The 18,394-nt window shown below is 67.2% G+C and carries 17 protein-coding genes and 1 pseudogene; 8 read left to right on the top strand and 10 right to left on the bottom strand.

The features are described 5' to 3' along the window. The 6 genes and pseudogenes from SY26_RS20875 to SY26_RS00135 all read left to right on the top strand — a co-directional run. Nucleotides 1–314 (top strand): annotated as a pseudogene (locus tag SY26_RS20875) (hypothetical protein); the annotation flags it as partial. Between the two features lie 8 nt (nucleotides 315–322). Beyond that, entirely contained in the window at nucleotides 323–1,189 is an 867-nt protein-coding gene (locus tag SY26_RS00155; RefSeq protein WP_369799394.1) for a glycosyltransferase family 2 protein, read from the top strand. A gap of 108 nt (nucleotides 1,190–1,297) precedes the next feature. Next, the gene (fabA, locus tag SY26_RS00150) at nucleotides 1,298–1,807 is read left to right on the top strand and encodes a bifunctional 3-hydroxydecanoyl-ACP dehydratase/trans-2-decenoyl-ACP isomerase (protein ID WP_045983185.1); all 510 of its coding nucleotides are present in this window, start codon (nucleotides 1,298–1,300) and stop codon (nucleotides 1,805–1,807) included. A gap of 24 nt (nucleotides 1,808–1,831) precedes the next feature. Further along, entirely contained in the window at nucleotides 1,832–3,061 is a 1,230-nt protein-coding gene (fabB, locus tag SY26_RS00145) for a beta-ketoacyl-ACP synthase I (RefSeq protein WP_045998794.1), read from the top strand. A 16-nt stretch (nucleotides 3,062–3,077) separates the two neighbouring features. Beyond that, nucleotides 3,078–3,881, top strand: a complete 804-nt coding sequence (locus SY26_RS00140) for an enoyl-ACP reductase (RefSeq protein ID WP_045983170.1) — start codon at nucleotides 3,078–3,080, stop codon at nucleotides 3,879–3,881. Nucleotides 3,882–3,908: 27 nt separating this feature from the next. Then, on the top strand, nucleotides 3,909–4,733 hold the full coding sequence (locus SY26_RS00135; protein ID WP_045998793.1) for an alpha/beta fold hydrolase: 825 nt from the start codon (nucleotides 3,909–3,911) through the stop codon (nucleotides 4,731–4,733). Here the strand turns inward: SY26_RS00135 and SY26_RS00130 are convergent. Next, complete coding sequence (locus SY26_RS00130) at nucleotides 4,730–6,214, bottom strand: inorganic phosphate transporter (RefSeq protein ID WP_045998792.1); 1,485 nt, start codon at nucleotides 6,212–6,214, stop codon at nucleotides 4,730–4,732. The two genes, SY26_RS00135 and SY26_RS00130, sit on opposite strands and share 4 nt — an antisense overlap. A 187-nt stretch (nucleotides 6,215–6,401) precedes the next feature. On the opposite strand from SY26_RS00130, the gene SY26_RS00125 reads away from it, so the two are divergent. Beyond that, nucleotides 6,402–7,253, top strand: a complete 852-nt coding sequence (locus SY26_RS00125) for a sugar phosphate isomerase/epimerase (RefSeq protein ID WP_045998791.1) — start codon at nucleotides 6,402–6,404, stop codon at nucleotides 7,251–7,253. Nucleotides 7,254–7,354: 101 nt separating this feature from the next. Here SY26_RS00125 and SY26_RS00120 read toward each other — a convergent pair whose 3' ends face one another. The 9 genes from SY26_RS00120 to SY26_RS00080 form a co-directional block, all read right to left on the bottom strand. Beyond that, the gene (locus SY26_RS00120) at nucleotides 7,355–8,113 is read right to left on the bottom strand and encodes a DUF1080 domain-containing protein (RefSeq protein ID WP_045998790.1); all 759 of its coding nucleotides are present in this window, start codon (nucleotides 8,111–8,113) and stop codon (nucleotides 7,355–7,357) included. A 56-nt stretch (nucleotides 8,114–8,169) separates the two neighbouring features. Further along, complete coding sequence (locus tag SY26_RS00115) at nucleotides 8,170–8,814, bottom strand: gluconate 2-dehydrogenase subunit 3 family protein (RefSeq protein ID WP_045998789.1); 645 nt, start codon at nucleotides 8,812–8,814, stop codon at nucleotides 8,170–8,172. Then, nucleotides 8,814–10,502, bottom strand: coding sequence for a GMC oxidoreductase (locus tag SY26_RS00110; protein ID WP_045983176.1), 1,689 nt, complete (start codon nucleotides 10,500–10,502; stop codon nucleotides 8,814–8,816). Before SY26_RS00110 ends, SY26_RS00115 begins: the two co-directional genes overlap by 1 nt. 33 nt (nucleotides 10,503–10,535) lie before the next feature. Continuing rightward, entirely contained in the window at nucleotides 10,536–11,438 is a 903-nt protein-coding gene (locus SY26_RS00105; protein ID WP_052715053.1) for a hydroxypyruvate isomerase family protein, read from the bottom strand. 134 nt (nucleotides 11,439–11,572) lie between these two features. Further along, on the bottom strand, nucleotides 11,573–12,508 hold the full coding sequence (locus SY26_RS00100) for an ABC transporter substrate-binding protein (RefSeq protein ID WP_045998788.1): 936 nt from the start codon (nucleotides 12,506–12,508) through the stop codon (nucleotides 11,573–11,575). A gap of 27 nt (nucleotides 12,509–12,535) precedes the next feature. After that, nucleotides 12,536–13,531, bottom strand: coding sequence for an ABC transporter permease (locus tag SY26_RS00095; RefSeq protein WP_045983178.1), 996 nt, complete (start codon nucleotides 13,529–13,531; stop codon nucleotides 12,536–12,538). Further along, entirely contained in the window at nucleotides 13,528–15,045 is a 1,518-nt protein-coding gene (locus tag SY26_RS00090; protein ID WP_045983179.1) for a sugar ABC transporter ATP-binding protein, read from the bottom strand. Before SY26_RS00090 ends, SY26_RS00095 begins: the two co-directional genes overlap by 4 nt. Next, nucleotides 15,042–16,148, bottom strand: coding sequence for a Gfo/Idh/MocA family protein (locus tag SY26_RS00085; RefSeq protein WP_045998787.1), 1,107 nt, complete (start codon nucleotides 16,146–16,148; stop codon nucleotides 15,042–15,044). The genes SY26_RS00090 and SY26_RS00085 overlap by 4 nt, the downstream gene beginning before the upstream one ends. Next, nucleotides 16,145–17,197 (bottom strand): sugar phosphate isomerase/epimerase, encoded by a 1,053-nt coding sequence (locus SY26_RS00080; RefSeq protein ID WP_045998786.1) that lies wholly within the window; start codon nucleotides 17,195–17,197, stop codon nucleotides 16,145–16,147. Before SY26_RS00080 ends, SY26_RS00085 begins: the two co-directional genes overlap by 4 nt. 147 nt (nucleotides 17,198–17,344) lie before the next feature. Here SY26_RS00080 and SY26_RS00075 point away from each other — a divergent pair, with 147 nt between their 5' ends. Then, nucleotides 17,345–18,370, top strand: a complete 1,026-nt coding sequence (locus SY26_RS00075) for a LacI family DNA-binding transcriptional regulator (protein WP_045998785.1) — start codon at nucleotides 17,345–17,347, stop codon at nucleotides 18,368–18,370. The last annotated feature ends 24 nt before the right edge of the window (nucleotides 18,371–18,394 follow it).

Genomic DNA, 18,394 nt, shown 5'->3' with positions numbered 1-18,394 from the left:
CGGCCGCCGCCGCGGGCGCCACCGCGGGCGTCACCGGCCTGACCGCCGACGCCGCCGCGCAGGAGGCCGCCAGTGCCGCGCAGGACGCGGCAGAGGCGGCCGCCGAGACGGCCGATGCCGCCACCGTCGCCGCCCGGATCGAGGCGCTGCTGACCCCCGAGGGCTTCGACCGCGCCCAGGTCGACAGCATCATCGACGGTTCGGCCATCCCAGACACGCAGAAGCAGACGCTCAAGCAGCTGGTGTCGCAGGCAGAGGGCGACCCCGCTCTGCTGGCCGCCGCGCTGGAGCAGGTCAAGGCGGTCATGCGCTGATGACGGTCCTGCCGATCCGGGACATGGCGCCGTTCCTGGCCGGGCGGCCCGCCGTCCTGGCCCGCGGACCGCTTGCCGTGATCCTGGTCGAGGACGACACCGCCGTCGCGGCAACGCTGCGCCATCATCTGGACCGGGGCTTTCGCCACATCCTGCTGATGTCGGACCAGCCGCAGGATCTGCCCGACGCGATGGCCGCGCAGGTGACGCAGCTGCGCTACGACCCGCGCAGGCCCGCGGCCCATGTCCAGGCGGTGAACGCGGTGATCCGCGCCGTGCCGACCGGCACTTGGCTTTACTACGGCTTCAACGCCGAGTTCCTGTTCTATCCCTTCTGCGAGACCCGAAGCGTCGGAGAGATGCTGGCCTTTCACACCGAGGAACGGCGCGCCGCGATGCTGTCCTATGTGATTGATCTTTATGCGGGTGATCTGCGGGCCTGTCCCGACGCGGTCGATCTTGACGGGGCGCTGTTCGACCGGACGGGATACTATGCCCTGGGCCGTCGCGGCGCGGACGGCCAGATCCGCGAACGCCAGCTGGACTTTCACGGCGGCCTGCGCTGGCGCTATGAGGAGTTCCTGCCGGCAGACCGTCGCCGCATCGACCGCATCGCGCTGTTCCGCGCCGCCCCCGGCCTGACGGTGACCGCCGACCACCGCTTCTCGATCGAGGAGTACAACACCTACTCCTGTCCCTGGCACCACAACCTGACGGCCGCTGTGGCATCCTTTCGGGTCGCCAAGGCGCTGGTACGCAACCCCGGATCGCGCGAACAGGTCCGCGACATGACCTGGCGCAATTCGCACCGCTTCGACTGGACCAGCCAGCAGCTGATGGACCTGGGCCTGATGGAGCCGGGACAGTGGTTCTAGACGGCTGCGGCTTGCCCTTGCGCGGGTCTTGCCCCGGATGATAGACCCTGCGGCAACCTGAAAAACCGACCGGCCCGCAGGGGCTGCACAGATGAAGGCATGACCCGGATGGCATTGACCCAGACCAGCTTCGACCGCGACGACCTGCTTGCCTGCGCGCGTGGAGAACTGTTCGGCCCCGGAAATGCCCAGCTGCCCGAACCGCCCATGCTGATGATGGACCGCATCACCGACGTGTCCGAGGACGGCGGCGCGCATGGCAAGGGCCATATCGTCGCCGAATTCGACATCACGCCCGACCTGTGGTTCTTCGGCTGCCACTTTCCCGGCAACCCGATCATGCCCGGCTGCCTGGGCCTGGACGGGCTGTGGCAGCTGACCGGCTTCAACCTGGGCTGGCGCGGCTGGCAGGGGCGCGGTTACGCCCTGGGCGTCGGAGAGGTCAAGCTGACCGGCATGGTGCGGCCCGACCGCAAGATGCTGCGCTATACCGTCGATTTCACCAAGGCCGTCCAGACCCGTCGCCTGACCATGGGCGTGGCCGATGGCCGGGTCGAGGCGGACGGAGAGCTGATCTATCAGGTCAAGGACATGAAAGTGGCCCTGTCGGCCAGCTGACCCCACCCATTCAAGGAGGCCCCCATGCGTCGTGTCGTCATCACCGGGCTTGGTATCGTATCCCCCATCGGCAACAATGCCGACGAGGTCACTGACAGCCTGCGCGCGGGCAAGTCGGGCATCGTCTTCGCCCCCGAATATGCCGAGCACGGCTTTCGCAGCCAGGTCCACGGCATGCCGCAGATCGTGCTGGAGGACCATATCGACAAGCGCAACCTGCGCTTCATGGGTCCCGGTGCCGCCTACAACTTCCTGGCCATGGAACAGGCCATCAAGGACAGCGGCCTGGAGGAAGGCGACGTCTCGAACGAGCGCACCGGCCTGATCATGGGATCGGGCGGGCCGTCCACGTCGAACTTCTTTCTGGCGCATCAAACGGTGATCGAGAAAGGCAGCCCCAAGCGCATGGGCCCCTTCATGGTCACGCGCTGCATGTCCTCCACCAATTCGGCCTGCCTTGCCACGCCCTTCAAGATCAAGGGCGTGAACTACTCCATCACCTCGGCCTGCGCGACGTCGGCGCATTGCATCGGCAACGGGGTCGAGCAGATCCAGATGGGCAAGCAGGACATCGTCTTCGCCGGTGGCGGCGAGGAGCTGGACTGGACGCTGTCGTGCCTGTTCGACGCGATGGGCGCGATGTCGTCGAAATACAACGACACGCCCGAAACCGCGTCGCGCCCGTATGACGCGACGCGCGACGGGTTCGTGATCGCGGGCGGCGGCGGCGTCGTCGTGCTGGAGGAGCTGTCCCACGCCCTGGCGCGCGGCGCCAAGATCTATGCCGAGGTCACGGGTTACGGCGCGACCAGCGACGGCTACGACATGGTCGCCCCTTCCGGCGAGGGCGGCGAGCGTGCGATGCGCGTGGCCATGTCCACCCTGCCCGAGGACCGCAAGGTCAGCTACATCAACGCGCACGGCACCTCGACGCCCGTGGGCGATCTGGGCGAGATCAAGGCCATCCGCCGCATCTTCGGCGAGGGGTCGACCCCGCCCGTCAGCTCGACCAAGTCGCTGACCGGGCATTCCCTGGGCGCAACCGGCGTTCACGAGGCGATCTATAGCCTGCTGATGTTGCAGAATGACTTCATCGCGGCCTCGGCGAACGTCACGACGCTGGACCCCGAGATTCAATCGGGCGAGATTGCGACCAGCCGCGTGGACAACGCCGGGTTGGATTCGGTCCTGTCGAACAGCTTCGGCTTTGGCGGCACGAATGCCACCCTGCTGATGTCGCGCTATCAGGACTGAGGCAAAGGACCAACGCATGGGCGATCTTCTGAAGGGCAAGCGCGGGCTTGTGATGGGGGTCGCCAACGAGCGGTCCATTGCCTGGGGCATCGCGCGCGCGCTGGCCGACCAGGGGGCAGAGCTGGCGTTCAGCTATCAGGGCGAGGCGTTCGGCAAGCGGGTCGAACCGCTGGCGGCCTCCGTCGGGTCGGACCTGCTGGTCGATGTGGACGTGACGAACGACGCGTCGCTGGACGCGGCCTTCGCTACGCTGGCCGACCGGTGGGGGTCGATCGACTTCGTGATCCACGCCGTCGCCTTCTCCAACAAGGACGAGCTGACCGGCCGGTTCATGAACACCAGCCGCGCCAACTTCAAGCACAGCCTGGAGATCAGCTGCTACTCGCTGATCGAGGTCGCGCGCCGCGCCCATCCGCTGATGGCGGCCAAGGACGGATCGGGCGGCGGGTCGATCATCACCCTGACCTATGGCGGGTCGAACCGCGTGACGCCGTTCTACAACGTCATGGGCGTCGCCAAGGCCGCGCTGGAAAGCAGCGTGCGGTATCTGGCCAACGACCTTGGCCCGGACGGCATCCGCGTGAACGCGATCAGCCCCGGCCCGATGAAGACGCTGGCAGGCGCGGCCATCGGCGGCGCGCGCAAGACCTTCCGCCACACCGAGGCCAATGCGCCCTTGCGCGCCAACGCCACGCTGGAATCCATCGGCGGCACCGCCGTCTGGCTGCTGTCCGACTGGGGCGCCTGCACCACCGGAGAGATCGTGATGGTCGATGGCGGCTATCATGTGCTGGGCATGCCGCAGAGCGAGAACCTGTAGCGGCGATCACGACAGGGGGGCGGCGGCATGGCGGTTTTCACGGCGGGTGACGGGGCGCGCATCGCCTTTTCCGACCAGGGGACCGGCCTGCCCGTCCTGTGCCTGGCGGGCCTGACCCGCAGCATGTCCGATTTCGACTATGTCGCGCCGCACCTGACCGGGGTGCGCCTGATCCGCATGGATTACCGCGGCCGCGGCGCGTCCGAATGGACCGGGGCCGAAACCTATACCGTCCCGCGCGAGGCGCGCGATGCGATCGACCTGCTGGATCATTTGGGGATCGACCGGGCCGCGGTGCTGGGGACGTCACGCGGCGGCCTGGTCGGCATGGTGCTGGCCGCGACCGCGCATGACCGCCTGTCGGGCCTGTGCCTGAACGATGTCGGCCCCGAGATCGCGCGTGCCGGGCTGGAGCGGATCTTTGACTATGTCGGGCGCAATCCCGCGGCTGCCAGCCATTCCGAACTGGCGGCGCGCCTGCCCGGGCTGATGCCGGGCTTTGCCGACGTGCCGCCGGGACGCTGGCTGGAGGACGTGCGCCGCCATTACCACGAAACGCCGGACGGGTTGCGCATCACCTATGACCCCGCCCTGCGAGAGGCGTTCCTGGCCGCGTTCCAGGGCGATCCGGTCGATCTGTGGCCGTTGTGGCAGGCGACGGCCGGCCTGCCGGTCGCACTGATCCGGGGGGCGAATTCGGACCTTCTGTCGCCTGCGGTGGCCGCGCGCATGAAGGACATGCGCCCGGACCTGATCCTGGCCGAGGTGCCCGGCCGCGCCCATATCCCCTGGCTGGACGAGGCCCCTGCCCTGGACGCGATCCGCCGCTGGCTGGCGGCCTGCGGCGCCTAGCCGCCGATCGCCCGCAGCGCCCAGAACAGCGCCCCCGACAGGGCCGCCGCCGCCGGAACCGTGACCACCCAGGCCGCGCCGATGGTCAGCACATGCGACCGGCGCACCAGCTTGCGGCGGCGACGCTCCTCGGGGGCGGTGCGAGGGCGTTCGGGGGCCTGACCCTGCACGGCGCGGGCGCGGCGGGCCGCGTCCCATTCGCGAAAGAAGCCCACCCCGAAGATCGCACCGACGGCGATATGGGTCGAACTGACCGGCAGACCCAGCCAGCTGGCCAGGATCACCGTCAGCGCCGCCGACAGCGACACGCAATAGGCACGCATCGGGTTCAGCTTGGTGATCTGGCTGCCGACCATGCGGATCAGCTTGGGTCCGAACAGGAACAGACCGAAGGACAGGCCGAACGCCCCGATCAGCATCACCCAAAGCGGGATGGCCACGGCCTCGGCCGTGCCGCCCGACCCCAGGGCCTGCACGATGGCGGCCAGCGGCCCGACGGCATTGGCCACGTCATTGGCACCATGCGCAAAGGACAGCAGCGCGGCCGACACGACCAGCGGGATGCCGAACAGCACCTTGAGCGATTTGTTGCGGTTCTCCAGCCCGCGCGACTGGCGGCGGATCACCGGGATCATGACGATCCAGCAGACCAGGCCCAGCACCGCGCCGATCATCAGCGCCCCGGAGAAGGTCACGTCGATGATGCGGCTAAGACCCTTCAGCGCCAGATAGGCCGCGAACGCACCCGCCATGATGCCGATCAGGACCGGCACCCAGACGCGCGCGGCCGCGATCTTGTCGTCGCGATAGATGATGCGCGCCTTGATGAACCACAGGAAGGCCGCGGCGATCAGCCCGCCCAGCACCGGAGAGATCACCCAGCTGGCCGCAATGGTCGCCATCGTGGGCCAGTTGACCGCGCCGAACCCGGCCGCGGCGATGCCCGCGCCCATCACGCCGCCGACGATGGAATGGGTGGTGGAGACCGGCGCGCCGATCCAGGTCGCCAGGTTCACCCACAGCGCCGATGACAGCAGCGCCGCCATCATCGCCCAGACGAAGATGCCGTCGGTCCCGATCGTCTGCGGATCGATGATCCCGCGAGAGATGGTGCTGACCACGTCGCCGCCCGCGATCAGCGCGCCCGCGGTCTCGAACACGGCGGCGATGGCAATGGCGCCCCCCATGGTCAGCGCATTCGCACCGACCGCCGGGCCCATGTTGTTCGCGACGTCGTTGGCGCCGATGTTCAGCGCCATGTAGGCGCCGAAGATCGCCGCGACCACGACGATCAGCGTGTTGTCGGTCTGTCCGAAGGCGACCATCGCCCCCAGCCCGGCCAGCAGCACGAAGGCCAGCGCGACGCCCGGCGCGACCAGCGGGCGCGCGACATAGGCGGTGGCGTTTTCTAGCGCCGAGAACCGCCCCAGGTCGCGGTCCAGCGTATCGAGATGTCGGGCTTCCAGGTCGTTTTGGGCCATGATGTCCTCTGGTTGGCGCAGCGGGGGCCTAGGGCGAAACGGCGCTCAGCGCAAGCATTGCGGCGGTAGGGTGCCGATCCTGGCAGCAAAAAGCCGGGCCTGTGTGAATGTAATCCTTTTCAGACGGAATGAAATCCATTACATCTGTGGACAACCCCCGGAGGAGCGGGGACCAGAGGAGAAGATCATGACATTTGCAAAAACCGCCCTGATCGGTGGGCTGGCCACGTTGGTGGCACCGATGGCGATGGCCCAGGATGCGGCCACGTCCGACCTGCCCATCGCGGTCCAGATGTACACGCTGCGCGACCACGGCTCGCTGGATGAACAGCTGGCCGCCGTCCAGGCGGCGGGCGTGACCGCGGTGGAGACCGTCGGCATGCAGGACAGCACCGCCGAGGACCTGTCGGCCAAGCTGAAGGAATACGGGATCGAGGCGATCTCGACCCATGCCCAGCTGGCCGATCTGCGCGCCGACGCGCAGGCGGTGATCGATTTCAACAAGGCGATCGGCAACGACGTCATCACCGTCCCCTATCTGGCCGAGGAGGACCGTCCTGCGGATGCCGCCGGCTGGACCGCCCTGGGCGAAGAGCTGGCCGCTCTCAGCGAGACGCTGCAGGCGGCGGACATGACGCTGGCCTATCACAACCACGATTTCGAGATGGTCGAATTCGACGGCCGCACCGCGCTGGAGATCATGATGGAGGCCGCGGGCGAGGACGTCATGGCCGAGCTGGACCTGGCATGGGTCGCGCGCGGCGGGTTGGACCCGGTCGAGTATCTGGGCCGTTTCGACGACCGCGTCTTTGCGATCCATGCCAAGGACAACGCCCCTGAGGGCGAGGCCGAGGACGAGCGGGGCTTCAAGGCGCTTGGTGAAGGTACGCTGGACTGGGCCGCGATCCTGCCCGCCGCCGAGGAGGCCGGCGCGCAGTGGTACATCATCGAGCATGACCAGCCCCTGGATGCCGCCGAGGTCGTGATGACCGGCGCTACCTTCCTGACGGAAAACCTGCCGGACAGCGCCACGCGCTGAACCCTCCCTGCCGGACAGGTTGACTGGGGCCGCGACATCGTCGCGGCCCCTTTTTCCGTGTCGCGATGCGGGGGCCCGCCGCGGGGGCGGACCCGGCCGGATCACATCGGGCGGACCCAGATGTTGCGGAAGCTGACATCCGCGTCATGGTCCTGCAGCTGGATCGGCGCGCAGTCATGCGCCTCGTAGGCCGGATAGCCGATCCATTCGGTCACACCTTGGATCTGGGCGTGGTTCTGCACCACGACGCCGTTGTGCAGGACGGTGATATGGGCCGGACGGCGCAGCGCGCCTTCGTCCGAAAAGATCGGCGCCTGGAAGATGATGTCGTAGGTCTGCCATTCTTCGGGTGCGCGCGAGGCGTTCACCAGCGGCAGGTGCTGCTTGTAGATCGACCCCGCCTGCCCGTTCGCATAGGTCGGGTTCTCGAAGCTGTCCAGAACCTGCACCTCATAGCGGCTCTGCAGGAAGATGCCGCTGTTGCCGCGGTCCTGGCTGTCATGCCCCTCGTTGTTCGGCGGAGAGCGCCATTCGACATGCAGCTGAACGTCGCAGAAGCTTTCCGTGGTGCGGATGTCACCCGATCCGCGCGCGACGCGCATCGCGCCATCCTCGACAACCCACTCGGCGGCGCCGCCGTTCACGGATTCCCACCCGTCCAGGTTCGTCCCGTCGAACAGCACGACCGCGTCCGACGGCGGCTCGCCCTCGGGAGTCTGGACCAGCCGCGGCTCGGGGCCCGCGATCTCGGTCACGCGGGACTGGGCCTGGCGTTCCTCGCGCGTCGGCTCGGGGGCGTCCTGGGCCAGGGTGGGGGCTGCCAACGCCAGCAGCGCGGCCATCGATGTCATCAGTTTCATGGCAATGTCCTTTGCGAAAGAATGCGGCCCCGGACATGCCGGGGCCGTTGGCGGGATCAGGTGGCCCAGGCCGGGCCGCCATCGTATTCCAGATCGCCGATGTACTCGCCCGGCACCGGCTCATAGCGCAGCACCTGCGTCGCACCGACCTCGGAGGTGAAGAACCCGAACAGCGTCAGCTGCTGGATCGGCGTGAACCAGTGCAGCGCCGGCAGGTCCGCCTCGGTCTGGGCCTGCGCGGTGGCGGCGGTATCGGCCGACTGCTGCTGGTCGCGGGCCTGGATGCGCATCTCCTCCTTGGCCTGGGCCACGACGGCGGCCTGGGCGCTGGCGGCGACCATGGCCTCTTGCAGCATCTGCTGGCGCTCCTCGGCGGTCAGGTCCTCGAACGGCTTGCCGAACTGTGCCTGGGCCTCGGATTTCAGCGTGTCGATGCTGTCGCGGAACGCCGCCTGCTCCTCGGCGTCATAGCAGTCGCTGACGAACTGGGTCATGAAGGCGCCGACGCCCGCGTCCTTGGCGCCCGGCGTGTCAGTGGCGGGAATGATCGTCTCGGCCACCTCGTCCAGAAAGGCCGCATCCTCGGGGGTGAAGAGGTTCTCTCCGGTCTCGGTCGGGACATAGGCCATCACCCGGCCCGCACCCAGCATGGCCGTCCCGGTGACGGCGGCGATCATCGTCAGAAGGTCGCGACGGTTCATCACAGATCTCCGTTCTTGAGGGCTTTGACGGCGTGATCCGCCGCACGCGCGGTCAGCGCCATGTAGGTCAGCGACGGGTTCACGCAGCTGGCCGAGGTCATGCAGGCCCCGTCCGTCACATAGACGTTCGGCGCATCCCAGACCTGGTTGTTGCCGTTCAGGACCGAGGTCTTCGGATCGCGGCCCATGCGTGCCGTGCCCATTTCGTGGATGCCCATGCCGGGGGCATAGTCGCGGTCGACCGGCTTGACGTCCTTGACGCCGGCAGCCTCCAGGATGTCGACGGCGTCCTGCTTCATGTCCTCGCGCATGCGCATCTCGTTCTCGCGCAGGTCGACGCTGACGGACAGGACCGGCAGGCCCCACTTGTCCGTCGTGCCCCGGTCAAGCGAGATGGCGTTGTCGTGATAGGGCAGCATCTCGCCAAAGCCGGTCATGCCGATGGTCCAGTTGCCCGGCGTCGACAGCGCCTGCTTCAGGTCCGCACCGATGTTCAATTCGGCGATGTCGCGCTGCCATCCCTGGCGGCTGGCCGAACCCTGATAGCCGAAGCCGCGGGTATAGGGCCGCTCCTCGCCGTCGATGTTGCGGAAACGCGGGATGTAGAAGCCCGCCGGACGGCGCCCGAAGTAGTACTTGTCATCGAACCCCTCGACCCGGCCCTCGGCGCCGACGCGGAAATGGTGGTCCATGACGTTGTGGCCCAGCTCGCCCGACGACGACCCCAGGCCGCCTTCCCAGACATCGGTGGCCGAGTTCATCAGCACCCAGGTCGAATTGAAGCTGGAGGCGTTCAGGAACACCACGTCGGCGGTGTATTCATAGGTCATGTTCGTCTCGGCATCGATGATCTCGACCCCGGTCGCGCGCTTGCGGTCCTTGTCGTACAGGACCTCCTTGACGATCGAGAACGGCCGCAGCGTCAGGTTGCCCGTGGCCATCGCGGCGGGCAGCGTCGCGGACTGGGTGCTGAAATAGGCGCCATAGGGGCAGCCCAGCCAGCACTTGTTGCGATACTGACAGGCGACGCGGTTCTGGTCGGGCAGCGCCTCGGTGATGTTGGCCACGCGGCTGTTGATCAGGTACCGCTTGCCGCCAAAGGCGTTGCGCAGGCGTGCGGCCACGTCCTTTTCGACGATGTTCAGCGGGATGGGCGGCAGGAACTGCCCGTCGGGCAGGATGTCCAGCCCCTCGTTCGTCCCCGAGATGCCGGCAAAGCGTTCGGCATGGTCGTACCAGGGCGCGATGTCGGCATATCGGATCGGCCAGTCGGTCGCGATCCCCTCGCGTTCGTTGGCGGTGAAGTCTGTGTCCGAGAAGCGATAGGACTGACGACCCCACATCAGGCTGCGCCCGCCGACGTGATAGCCCCGGAACCAGTCAAAGCGCTTGGCCTCGACATAGGGGTTTTCCTGCTCGTTGGCCCACATGCCGAAGGTCTGCTCGTTCAGGGGATAGTCGCGCGACAGGACGGGATAGTTGTCCTTCATCTCCATGGTCGCGGTGCCGCGGTGGGGATAGTCCCAGGCCTCCTTGTCGGCGTTCACATAGTCGGTCAGATGCTCGATGTTGCGGCCGCGTTCCAGCATCAGGACCTTCAGGCCCTTCTCCGTCAGCTCCTTTGCGGCCCACCCGCCGCTGATGCCCGATCCGACGACGATCGCGTCGTAATGCATGTTGTCTGCCATCTGGCGTTCCTTTCTAGAAATTGCTTGAGGCGTTCACACGTCGCAGGTCAGCACCGCGTCGCGCAGCGATGCGGCGGCGGCCTGCGGGGCGGGGTCGCGCGGGATGAATTCCTGCGCCACCCAACCCTGATAGCCCGTGTCCCGGATCGCCCTGCAGATCGCGGGATAGTTCAGTTCCTGACTGTCGTCGGGGTCGTTGCGGCCGGGATTGCCGGCGGTGTGGTAATGCCCGAACCAGCGATGGTCGTGCATGATGGTGCGGATCACGTCGCCCTCCATGATCTGCATGTGGTAGATGTCATAGAGCAGCTTGAACTGCGGGCTTTGCAGCCGTTCGCAAAGCGCCACGCCCCATGCGCTGCGGTCGCACATGTAATCGGGATGATTGACGCGGCTGTTCAGCAGCTCCATCTGCAGCACGACCCCGGCGTCGCGGGCGACAGGCAGGATGCGCGACAGGCCCGCGGCGCAATGGCGCAGGCCGTCCTCCTCGGACATGCCCCGGCGGTTGCCGCTGAAGCAAATCAGGTTCACATGCCCCGCCTCCGCGACCAGCGGGATGTGACGCAGATAGCGTTCGGTCAGTTCGTCGTGGTTGGCAGGGTCCGCCCAGCCATCCTCCAGGCTGATCTCGGCGCCGTTGCACATCGAACTGGCCAGCCCGTGTTCGGCCAGCACCGGCCAGTCGTCCGGACCGCACAGGTCGATCGCGCCCAGGCCGGTCTGGCGGGCCAGCTGGCACAGGTCGGCCAGCGGCAGGTCGCCAAAGGTCCAGCGCGCCACGGAATGGTTGATGTTGCCCTGCAGCCCTGCAGGCTGCGCATCCTGGGCCATCAGGGGCACGGCCCCCAGCCCCGCCCCAAGCGCCGCAAGGCCGCTGGCGCCGTGAAACAGTCCGCGCCGGGTCAAGGTCGCGCGGTCCGACAGATCGGTCATGGTTATCCTCCCTTTGATGCAGGCCCCGGTCACGCCCTCGGGCGAAATATGAAACCGTTTACATTTCGGGGCGGAACGACCCCCTCCTCCGGGGTCGGAATGCGGCGCGGGTCACATCCCGCGCCGCGTCGTCGTCAGTACGGGCTGTCTTCGAAATAGAAGCTCTCGGCGTTCTCCGGGGTGATCAGCTCGGAGGCGATGATGAATTCGCCCGACATGGGCGCACCGGAGGTCAGACCCAAAGCGGTCATCTCGATCGCGGTCGAGATCATCGCCGGCGGATAGGTCACGTTCACCGGAACCGTCGGATCGCCGTCCTGGATGCGCTGGACCATCTCCTTCATCCCGGCGCCGCCGACGACGAACATCTCCTCGGTGCGGCCGGCTTGGTCGATGGCCGCCAGCGCGCCCACGGCCATGTCGTCATCCGCCGCCCAGACCGCATCGATCTCGGGGAAGCGCGACAGCCAGTCCTGCATCAGGTTGAAGGCCGTGTCGCGGTTCCAGTTGCCGTGATCCATGGCCAGCACCTCGATGCCCGACCCTTCCAGCGCAGCCTCGAAACCCGCCACGCGCTCGTTGTCGACGGTGGAGGCGATGCCGCGCATCACGACGACCTTTGCACCCTCGTCCAGGGTATCGGCGAAATATGTTCCTGCGGTGCGGCCGAAGCTGTCGTTGTCACCCGCGACATACAGGTTCTCGATGCCCTCCTGGGCCAGGCCGCGGTCGACGACGGTGACCCAGACGCCGCTGTCGGCGATGCGCTGGATCGGGCCGGTCAGGGGCTCGGATTCGAAGGGCAGGACGACCAGCGCGTCGATGCCGCGGGTGGCAACCATGTCCTCAAGGTCCGACACCTGCTGCCCGGGATCGGAGGTCGTGGTCAGCACGAATTCCAGATCGGGGTTCGCCTCGGACAGCCGCGCGACGGTGCGTTCGGCGTGAAAGTTCAGCGCCCCCGCCCAGCCATGCGTCGCCGCCGGGATCGAGATGCCGATGGTTTCCGACAGCGCCGGGACAGCGGTCAGGCCCATCAGGGCGGTCGTGGCAATCAGGGTCGTTCTCATGGTGGTTACTCCTCCCACAGGTGAAAATCAGCGTGCGGCGCCGGTGTTTCGCTGCAGCACGACGGCAAGGATGATGACGACGCCCTGGATGGCACCGTTCAGATAGGGGCTGACGAAGTCGGTCAGGTTCAGCAGGTTGCCGATCAGCGACAGGATCAGGACCCCCACGACCGTGCCCCAGACCCGGCCGAAGCCGCCCTTCAGCAGGGTGCCGCCGATGATCACCGCGGCGATCGCCTCCAGCTCCCACAGCAGGCCCGTGGTGGCGGATGCCGATCCAAGGCGCGGCACGTACATCACGACCGCGATGCCGACCAGCGTGCCCAGGAGGACATAGGTCATCAACCGCACCCGCAGCACCGCGACCGAGGAATAGCGCGCGACCTTCTCGTTCGAACCGATGGCGGCGCAGTGGCGGCCGAAGGCGGTGTGGCGCATGGTGATCTCTCCCAGGATCGCCAGCACGGCAAAGACGATGATGGGCCAGCTGATCCCCAGGATGCCGTCGTAATAGACGGGGCGGTACAGCTCGCGCATCTCATAGCCCAGGGACAGCGTGCCGCCGTCGGCCAGCCAGGTCACCAGGCTGCGATAGATGCCCATCGTGCCCAGGGTCAGGATGAACGCCTCGATGCCAGCGCGGGTGATCAGGATGCCGTTGATGAAGCCCGCGGCCAGTCCCGTGAACAGCGCCAGCGCGATGCCGATCAGGATGACGGGCAGCCCGCCGCCCATGCTTTCGGTCAGCATGTTCATCACCAGGATCATCAGCCCGGCGACAAAGGCCGCCATCGACCCGACGGACAGGTCCAGCCCGCCCGCGGTGATGACGAAGGTCATGCCGATGGCGATGATGCCGATGAAAGCCGACCGCGCCAGCACGTTCGTGATGTTGGCAAAGCTGAGAAAGTTCGGGTTCAGCGCCATGCCGATCAGGACCAGCACGATCAGCGCCACGATGGGCGCGACGACGGCCAGATTGACCCTGGGACGCCGGGTCGGGGCGGTGGTTGCCATGCTCATGCGGCGCTGTCCTTTTCATGTCCGCCCTGGGAATGGTCCATCCCCATGGCCAGACGCACGATATTGCCCTCGGTCACGGCCGCGTCGGCCAGTTCGCCCACGATGCGACCAGCGTGCATGACGACCACGCGGCTGGCCAGACCGATCAGTTCGGGCATTTCCGAGGAGATGACGATGATGCTGCGGCCTTCGGCGGCCAACCGTGCAATTAGGGTATAGATCTGCTGCTTGGTGCCGATGTCGATGCCGCGGGTGGGTTCGTCGATGATGACCACCTGGGGGTCCGACAGCAGGGTCTTGGCCAACAGCAGCTTCTGCTGGTTGCCGCCCGACAGATCGCCCACCGCCATGCCGCGTTCGGGCGCGCGGATCGCGAAGTCGCCGATGGCCGTGTCCAGCGCGGCCTCCTCGCGCTTGCGGTCGATCAGGGGGCTGCCGAACCGGTCCAGCTGGCCCAGGGTCAGGTTCTCGCGAAGCGTCTTGTCCAGCAACAGACCCGCGCCTTTGCGGTCCTCGGTCAGATAGACCAGGCCGGCCCGCATCGCCTGCGCGACGTGGTTGGCGGGCAGGTCCTGCCCCTTCAGGCGCACGGTGCCGCTGCGTGGGCGCAGGCCCGCGATGGCCTCGGCCAGTTCGGTACGCCCCGATCCGACCAGGCCACCGATGCCCAGCACCTCGCCCCGGTGCAGCACCAGGGACGCGTCATGGACCACACCGGGCACGCTGACGCCCTGCGCCTCCAGGATCGGCTCGGCCCCGTGGGCGGCCTTGGGCGGGAACAGGTCCGACAGCTCGCGCCCGACCATGGCGGTGGCCATGTCGTCTTCGGTGACGTCGGCGGTCAGGTCCGACCGCACCATCGTGCCGTCGCGCAGCACCGTCACGCGGTCGGCGATGCGCTTGACCTCGCCAAGCTTGTGCGAAGTGTACAGGATCGCCACCCCTTCCGCCCGCAGGCGGTCGATCTGGGCGAACAGCACCTCGGTCTCGCGTTCGGTCAGCACGGCGGTCGGTTCGTCCATGATCAAGACGCGCGCCTTGCGCGACAGGGCCTTGGCGATCTCGACCATCTGCTTGTCGGGGACCGAGATGCGGTTGACCGGCGTGCCCGGATCGACCCGGCACTGCAGCTGACCCAGCAGATCGGCCGTCTGCGCCCGCATCGCCTTGTGATCCAGCAGCAGCCCGCGCTGCAGTTCGCGGCCCAGAAAGACGTTCTGATCGACCGACAGGTGTTCGGCTAGGTTGAACTCCTGATGGATCATGATGATGCCCAGATCCTCGGCCTCGTCCGACCCGGCAAAGGTGATGGGCTTGCCCTGCCACGTCACCTGCCCACCCGTGGGGTCCAGGTATCCGGCCAGGATCTTCATCGTCGTGGACTTTCCTGCGCCGTTCTCGCCGATCAGGGCGTGGACCTCTCCGGGATGCAGGGCAAAATCGACGCCGTGCAGGATCTCGATGGGACCAAAGGACTTGGTGACGCCGTTCAGCGCCAGGATGGGATCGGTCATGGCGTCACCTGGACCCAGGCCGCATCCGCCGCGTTCGACCGGATGCAGGCGTCGATGAACTGCAACCCCTCCAGCCCGTCGCGGATGCCGGGAAGGGTGTCGGGCATGGTGCCGCTGCAGATGGCCTGCGCGGCTTCGGCGTAAAGGTTCGCGAACCCCTCCAGGTATCCTTCCGGATGCCCGGGGGGCACGCGGCTGCCGTCCTGGGTGCTGCCCGGCCCGGCGCGGCGCAGGATCTGCGCCGGCTTGCCGAAGGGGGTGTATCTCAGCGTCTCGGGCGTGTCGTGCTGCCATTCCAGGCCGCCCTTGTCGCCATAGACCCGCAGCCGCAGGCCGTTTTCCGTTCCCGGCGCCACCTGCGAGGCCCACAGCATCCCTTTGGCCCCCGACGCATAGCGCAGCAGGATGTGCGCGTTGTCGTCCAGCCTGCGGCCGGGGACAAAGCTGGTCAGGTCCGCGGCCAGCCGGTCGGGCAATTCGCCAGTAACGAACCGCGCCAATTGGAACGCGTGCGTGCCGATGTCGCCGATCGCGCCGCCGGCACCCGCGCGTTCCGGGTCGCCGCGCCATGCGGCCTGCTTGCTGTCCGTGTCCTGGGTCAGCCAATCCTGGGCGTATTCGACCTGGACCAGCCGCAGCGTGCCCAGATCGCCGCGCGCGATCATTGCCCGGGCCTGCCGGATCTGCGGATAGGCGGAATAGTTGTGCGTCAGGATGAACAGCGCATCGGACCGCCCGGCCAGGTCGGCCAGAGCCTGCGCCTGTTCCAGCGTCGCGGTCATCGGCTTGTCGCAGATGACATGGATGCCCTGTTCCAGAAAGGCGCGCGACACGGGTTCATGCAGGTGGTTCGGGGTGCAGACCGACACGGCTTCGACCCCGTCGGGACGGGCAGCCTCGTCACGCGCCATCTGGCGGAAATCGCCATAGCTGCGGGAGATGCCCAAAGCACGCGCACTCTCGGCCGCGCGCGTCTCGTCCGAGGACAGGGCGCCGGCGATCAGGTCGAACCGGCCGTCCAGCCGCGCGGCGATGCGATGGACGTTGCCGATCATCGCCCCCTCGCCACCCCCGACCATGCCCAGACGGATCGGGCGGTTCATCGGGACAGCCCCAGCATGCGGCGGTTGGCTTCCATGTCGGCACCCCCATCGGCGAAATCGTCAAAAGCGCGGTCGGTGACGCGGATGATGTGGTCGCGCACGAAGGCCGCCCCTTCGCGGGCGCCGTCCTCGGGGTGCTTGATCGCGCATTCCCATTCGACCACGGCCCAGCCGTCGAACCCCATCACCGCCAGCTTGGAAAAGATCGCGCCGAAATCGACCTGACCGTCGCCCAAGCTGCGGAAGCGGCCGGCGCGCTGCGCCCAAGGCTGAAAGCCGCCATAGACGCCCTGCCGACCGGTCGGATTGAATTCGGCGTCCTTGACATGGACCATGCCGATCCGGTCGGCATAGATGTCCAGGTTCTCAATGTAATCAAGCTGCTGCAGCAGGTAGTGCGACGGATCATACAGCATCTTGGCCCGCGGATGCTGGTCCAGACGGTCCAGGAACATCTCGAAGGTGACGCCGTCGTGCAGGTCCTCTCCGGGATGGATCTCGAAGCAGATGTCGACACCGCGGCTGTCGGCATGGTCCAGGATCGGACGCCAGCGCGCGGCCAGTTCGTCGAATGCCGCCTCGACCAGGCCCGCGGGGCGCTGCGGCCAAGGATAGAAGTACGGCCAGGCCAGCGCCCCCGAGAACGCCGCCATCCGGTCAAGGCCAAGGTTGGCCGACGCATCGATGGTCTTGCGCATCTGATCCACCGCCCATGCCTGACGGGCCGTCGGATTGCCCCGCAGCGTGGCCGGGGCGAACCCGTCGAACGCCTCGTCAAAGGCCGGATGGACGGCGACCAGCTGACCCTGGATATGGGCCGACAGTTCGGTGATGGCCAACCCGTTGGCCTGCCCCTTTAGATCGTCGCAATACGTGGTCGAGGTCGCGGCCAGATCCAGGTCGATCAGCACCTCCGCCCCCGACGGCACCTGCACGCCCAGATAGCCGCAATCGGCAGCCCATGCCGTGATCGCGCCAAAGCTGTCGAACGGTGCCTGCGGGCCCACGAATTGGGCCAGGAAAAGGCCGGGGCCCTTGATCGTCTTCATACATCCTCCCGGAACTTCCCCTCCGAAGTTCCCCTTGCCCGATTCCGCATCATGTAATCGGTTTCATCTGACGTTCTCACAGGATGAAAAGGTTTACAACATCAATTTTTCCGCTAAGCCTGATGCTGTCCCGAACAAAGGTTTCTTGTGTCAGATCAATCGCGTCCGCCCCGAATCCATGATGTCGCCAAGCTGGCGGGGGTGTCCGTGGCGACGGTCAGCCGGGCCATCTCGAACCCGTCGATCGTGTCGGAAACCACGCGCAAGGCGGTCGAGGCGGCGATCGCGCAGACCGGCTACACGCTGAACTTCACCGCCCGGAACCTGCGTCAGCAGCAGGTGGGCGGCGTGCTGGCGCTGGTGCCGAACCTGGCCAATCCGTTCTTCTCGCAGATCCTGTCGGGCATCTCCGAGGTGTTGCGCCGTCATAACCTCAGCCTTTTGGTGATGGACACGACCGCCGTGCCTGACCAGCCGGCGATGAAGGTGCTGGGCCCCTATCTGACGCGGTCGCGCTCGGACGGGGTGATCGTACTGGACGGGCAGATGGAGCCGGGCCTGTTCGCCCGTCCCGGCTGTCCGCCCCTGGTGCAGGCCTGCGAATGGATCGACGGCCTGTCCGCCCCCCGCGTGCTGGCCGACAATGTCGAAGGGGGCCGCCTGGCCGCCCGGCATCTGACCGACCTGGGGCACCGCAGCATCCTGCACCTGACCGGGCCGCAGGGCAGTTCGCTGACCCTGTCGCGCCGCCAGGGCTTCTTGCAGGGTCTGGCGCAGGCGGGGCTGCCCGATCCCGGCCCCGGGGACAGCATCACCGGCGATTTCACCGCCCGGTTCGGCCAGCAGATGGCCGCGCAGGTGCTGGCCATGCCCGACCGTCCCACCGCGGTCTTCTGCGACAACGACGAAATGGCGATCGGCCTGATGCACGGGCTGATCGTGGCCGGGCTGCGGGTCCCGCAGGACATCTCGGTCATGGGGTTCGACAACATCGAGATGGCGGCCTACAGCAGCCCCGGCCTGACCACGATCCGCCAGCACCGCGCCCGCCTTGGCCGGCGCGCCGCCGAAGTCCTGCTGGCCCGCATGCAGGGCCAGCAGGTCATCGACAGCATCACCCTGGGCGTCGATCTGGTTGTCCGCGCCAGCACCGGACAGGCGGTAAAAACGTGACTTGTTCCAGGCGGCGGGGATTAA

The sequence above is a fragment of the Paracoccus sp. 228 genome (genome assembly GCF_000967825.1).
Taxonomy (GTDB): domain Bacteria; phylum Pseudomonadota; class Alphaproteobacteria; order Rhodobacterales; family Rhodobacteraceae; genus Paracoccus; species Paracoccus marcusii.
Note: the sequence above shows the minus strand (reverse complement) of the source record. Positions and strands in the feature narration are given on the sequence as shown.